This is a genomic window from Vibrio sp. 10N.222.48.A3, from assembly GCF_041475345.1.
Classification (GTDB): Bacteria; Pseudomonadota; Gammaproteobacteria; order Enterobacterales; family Vibrionaceae; genus Vibrio; species Vibrio tasmaniensis_A.
In genome coordinates, this window is the sequence record NZ_JBFRVX010000600.1 from 1 (window position 1) to 2,635 (window position 2,635).

The following is a 2,635-nucleotide window of genomic DNA, read 5'->3' on the forward strand; positions in this document are numbered from 1 at the left end:
ATATAAAGCAAAAAGGTGCGATTTCGCACCTTTTCTGCTTGTGAATTCCCCTTTTGATTGCTAAAACATCACCTCTTATTTGTTTTATCCATAAAAGACTTCATGACAACAAATCATCAAAGCGGGACAACAACACAGCGTAAAACTGTCGTTGTTAAACTGGGTACCAGTGTCTTAACTGGTGGAACATTGGCATTAGACCGCGCTCATATGGTTGAGCTGGTTCGTCAATGTGCTGAATTAAAAAAACAAGGCCACTCTGTGGTTATGGTTTCGTCTGGCGCAATTGCAGCCGGACGGGAGCACCTTGGTTACCCCGCACTTCCCAACTCTATGGCAAGCAAACAATTGCTTGCGGCAGTTGGGCAAAGTCAGTTGATTCAAGTTTGGGAGTCTTTGTTTGCTATCTATGGCCTTAAGATTGGCCAGATGCTACTGACTCGTGCTGATCTCGATGATCGGGAGCGTTTTCTTAATGCACGTGACACGATCAATGCGCTTGTTGAGCACGATATTATTCCGGTAGTAAACGAAAACGATGCAGTAGCAACCAACGAAATTAAAGTGGGCGACAATGATAACTTGTCGGCCTTAGTGGGTATTTTGTGCGGTGCTGATAAGCTTTTGCTATTAACGGACCAAAAAGGCCTGTTTACGGCTGACCCTCGTAAAGATCCAAATGCTGAGCTCATCAAAGAAGTGAAAACTATTGATGACACACTGCGCAAGATCGCAGGCGGCAGTGGTACTACGTTAGGTACTGGCGGCATGGCGACAAAACTGCAGGCGGCTGATATTGCTCGTCGCGCTGGCATCGAAGTAATTATTGCTGCGGGCAGTGCTGAAAATGTGGTGTTTGACTCACTGAGTGACAACCCACAAGGCACACGTTTCTTACCTTTAGCGGAAGCGCTTGAAAACCGTAAACGCTGGATTCTAGCGGGCCCTGCTTCAGCTGGTGACATTGTGGTCGACGACGGCGCAGTAAACGCAGTCAACACTAAAGGCAGCAGCTTGTTGGCGAAAGGGGTTGTTCGAGTTAAAGGCGAGTTCTCTCGTGGTGAAGTTACCCAAGTCACAGACAGCAAAGGCAAGGTAGTGGCGCGTGGTATCGCCAGTTATTCAAGCCAAGACCTAGCAAAAATTGCAGGCAAGCACAGTAAAGATATTGGCGATATTCTTGGATACGATTACGGGTCAGAAGTCATTCACCGTGACGACATGGTTGTAATCCAAGAATAGCTCGTGATGATAAGGCGAATCGCCTTTTTGCATCCAAAGACAGACAGAATTTAGGGAGAGTTAAACATGGATTTAACTAACATGGGTATCGCAGCAAAAGACGCTGCTTTCCACCTAGCGACCGCATCTACGGCGCAAAAGAATAAAGCATTGGCGATTATCGCTGATGAGCTAGAAGCCAACGCAGCAACGATTTTAGAAGCGAACGCGAAAGATATCGAACTTGGCCGTGAAGCGGGTCTGACTGATGCACTGCTTGATCGTCTACTTCTTAACGAAGAGCGCTTAACCGGTATCGCTAACGATGTGCGTAACGTGATTAGCCTGAATGACCCAGTTGGCAGCGAAATTGACAGTAAGGTACTTGAAAACGGTATGTCACTCTCTCGCCGCCGCGTACCACTTGGTGTGGTGGGTGTTATCTACGAAGCGCGTCCAAACGTAACTATCGATATTGCAGCACTGTGTCTGAAAACTGGTAACGCAAGCATCCTACGTGGCGGCAAAGAGACATTCTTCTCAAACATGGAGCTGGTTAAAGTAATCCAGTCTGCATTAGAAAAAGCGGAACTTCCTGCGGCTTCTGTTCAGTATATCGAGAAACCCGATCGTGAGCTTGTCTCTCAACTGCTTAAACTGGATGACTACGTGGATATGATCATTCCTCGTGGTGGTGCTGGTCTGCACAAGATGTGTAAAGAGAATAGTACTATTCCAGTTATCATCGGTGGTTTCGGTATCAGCCATATCTTTGTTGATGAGAGCGCTGATCTTGAGAAGTCTGTTGATGTGGTTGAAAACTCGAAAGTTCAACGTCCATCAGCGTGTAATTCATTGGATACGCTGCTAGTGCATGAAGCGGTTGCTGAGGCTTTCCTTGCTAAGCTAACACAGCGTTTAGCAGGCAAAGTAACCTTGGTTGCTGACGCGAGTGCTAAATTATTGCTTACTGGTTTTGAAGACCAACGTGATGCGGTTGAAGGCGACTTTGACACAGAATGGCTAAGCTACACGCTAGGCGTGAAAGTGGTTGCTGACGTTGCAGAAGCGATTGACCACATGCGCGTACACAACGCGAGTCACTCAGATGCGATTATGACTAACAGTCTAGAGAGCTCAGAGCGCTTTATTAATTCAGTCGGTTCAGCTGCAGTCTATGTGAATGCATCAACACGTTTTACAGATGGCGCACAGTTTGGTTTAGGCGCTGAAGTTGCTGTGTCTACTCAAAAGCTGCATGCTCGCGGCCCAATGGGCTTAGAAGAGCTGACAAGCTACAAGTGGGTAGGTAAAGCGAACTATTTAGTTCGCGGTTAACGCTGGTCGTTAATTTTACTCCTCAGCTCATTTTTGAAATGGCGCTCGAGTAGCAATAATCAATGAATTACCACAC

Annotated in this window: 2 protein-coding genes; both read left to right on the forward strand. The window is 46.8% G+C overall.

The window, feature by feature from the left end; genetic code table 11:
- The first annotated feature begins 57 nt into the window (after window positions 1–57).
- Complete coding sequence (gene proB, locus AB4653_RS16860) at window positions 58–1,242, forward strand: glutamate 5-kinase (protein WP_170962708.1); 1,185 nt, start codon at window positions 58–60, stop codon at window positions 1,240–1,242.
- 66 nt (window positions 1,243–1,308) lie between these two features.
- Window positions 1,309–2,559, forward strand: a complete 1,251-nt coding sequence (locus tag AB4653_RS16865; RefSeq protein ID WP_102257772.1) for a glutamate-5-semialdehyde dehydrogenase — start codon at window positions 1,309–1,311, stop codon at window positions 2,557–2,559.
- Window positions 2,560–2,635: the final 76 nt, after the last annotated feature.